The organism is Mycobacterium sp., from assembly GCF_025933915.1.
In the GTDB taxonomy this organism is placed as follows: Bacteria; Actinomycetota; Actinomycetes; order Mycobacteriales; family Mycobacteriaceae; genus Mycobacterium.
The window spans coordinates 1-2323 of sequence record NZ_JAICZA010000301.1 but is presented as its reverse complement, the minus strand read 5'-3'; the positions used below and the strand labels follow the sequence as shown (position 1 = coordinate 2323).

Sequence of the window (2323 nt, the reverse complement as noted above, 5' to 3'; positions counted from 1 at the left end):
TGCGTCCAGGCCAACCCGAAGGCGATCAGCAGAATGTCTTGCACCCCGGCGTGAAACGCCGCGGGCACCTCCCCCAGCAGCAGGCGGGTCGTCTCGACGTCCAGCGACGCCGACAGCTGCCCGGCCGTCGCATAGGTGTCCCACGGCTGGGCCGCGGGTAGCACCGGCGGCGTCTCGGAGATCCGCCGCCACGCGTCGGCCTGCGCGACCACCTCCGGGCTCCGCGCGTGCTCGGCCAGCAGCGACGACCACCGGGCGAACGAGGTGGCGCCCACCGGCAACGCCACCGGCTGGCCGCTGTGATGCTGCGCCCACGCGATGTTGAGGTCCTCGATGATGGTCCGCCACGACACACCGTCGACGACCAGGTGATGGATGATCAACGCCAATTGGTTTGTGGCACTTGCCCATACCGCACACACCATCACGCCCGCGCCGGGGTTCAGCCGTGACCGGGCGTCGACCAGCGCCGCATCGGAGAGCGCGTCGACGGTGCGCAAGCAGGCCCGGGCGTCCACCGAACCCGCCTCGGGAACGTGCAAGTCCCAGCCGCCGGCGCCGTCGTCGTCGACGCAGAGCCGCAGCGTGGGATGGCGGTCCAGCAACGCCTGCAGCACGACCGCGACGTCGGCCTGGCTCACCCCGGCCGGAGCCGACAGCACCATGGTCTGGTTGAACTGCTCGACCGGACCGTCCATGTTCTGCAGCCAGCGCATGATCGGGGTGGCCACCACCGGGCCGATCCCCTCGTCGAGGACGTCGTCCTCGCCGGTGGCCAGCGTGACCACCCGCGCCAGCCGGCCCACGGTCTGTTCGACGAAGACATCGCGGGGCCGGCACATTACACCGGCGGCCCGGGCGCGGGCCACCACCTGCATCGACAGGATGCTGTCGCCGCCCAGGTCGAAGAACGAGTCGTCCACCCCGACCCGCTCGAGTCCGAGAACCTGGGCGTAGATGCCGGCCAGGATCTCCTCGATCGCGTCGGCCGGGGCCCGGTACCGGCTCACGGTGTATTCCGGTGCGGGCAGGGCGCCGGTGTCCAGCTTGCCGTTGACCGTCAGCGGTAGCGCATCCAGCGCCACCACCGCCGACGGCACCATGTAGGCCGGCAGCCGCTCGGCGAGCCGCGCCCGAATTCCGGACGGGTCGGCCGTGCCGGTCACATAGGCCACCAGTCGCACGGCGGCGGGGTGGTCTCCACGGGCGATCACCGCGGCCTGCTCGACACCGTCCACTTCGGCGAGCGCGGAACGGATTTCGTCCAGCTCGATGCGATAGCCGCGGATCTTGACCTGATCGTCCGCGCGCCCGAGGTATTCCAGCTGCCCGTCCGCGCCCCATCGCACCAGGTCGCCGGTGCGATACATGCGCGCTCCGGCCCCGCTGGAACGACTGTACGGGCACGCGACGAACCGCGACGCCGTCAACGCCGCCCGGCCCAGATAACCGGCGGCGACCCCGCGGCCGGCGATGTACAGCTCACCGACCACACCGGGCGGTACCGCACGCAACCGTTGATCCAGCACGAACAAGGCGGCCCCGGGCACCGGCGAACCGATCGGCACCACAGCGGAACCCGCCGTCAGCGGCGGCGTCATCGCCGCATACATCGTGGTCTCGGTCGGACCGTATTGATTGATCATCACCCGTCCGGGCGACCACCGATCCATCACCTCGAGCGGGCACTGCTCACCACCGACGACCAGCGCCACCGAATCCAGTCCCTGCGGCGAGAGGGCCGCGACCGCCGACGGGGTTTGGCTCAGCACGGTGACGTTTTCGGCAATCAGTAAGGCGTGCAGGTCTTCCGGCGAGCGGACGACGTCGTCGGGTACGACGACGAGGCGTCCGCCGCGCAGGAGGGCGCCGAAGATTTCCCAGACCGAGAAGTCGAACGCCAGGGAATGACAGTGGCTCCACACCTGCCCGAGGCCGAGTTCGGCGTCCAATGACCGCAACAGCTGGGTGACGTTGTGGTGGGTGACCGCCACTCCCTTGGGAACGCCGGTGGTTCCCGAGGTGTAAATGATGTAGGCGATGTCGCCGGGCGCCGGGTGCGGCAACCCGGTGGCGGGCTGGGTGTGCAGGGCCGCGTCGTCGATGTCGACGATGAGATCGGGATTGCTCAGGCGGGGCCGGAGTGCGGCCGTGCTGATCGTCGCGATCGGGGCGGCATCGGTCAGCATGAACTCGATGCGGGCGGCCGGCAGTGCCGGGTCGATCGGCACATACGCCGCCCCGGTCTTGAGGACCGCCAGGATCGCCACGATCGCCTCGGCCGACCGTGGGATCACCACCCCCACCCGACGGCCCGGTCCCG

At 70.2% G+C, this 2323-nt stretch carries 1 protein-coding gene; it reads right to left on the bottom strand.

The features are described from left to right. Nucleotides 1-2323, bottom strand: a 2323-nt coding sequence (locus tag Q0W90_RS24290; RefSeq protein ID WP_297777207.1) for an amino acid adenylation domain-containing protein, incomplete at both ends; no start/stop codon positions are given.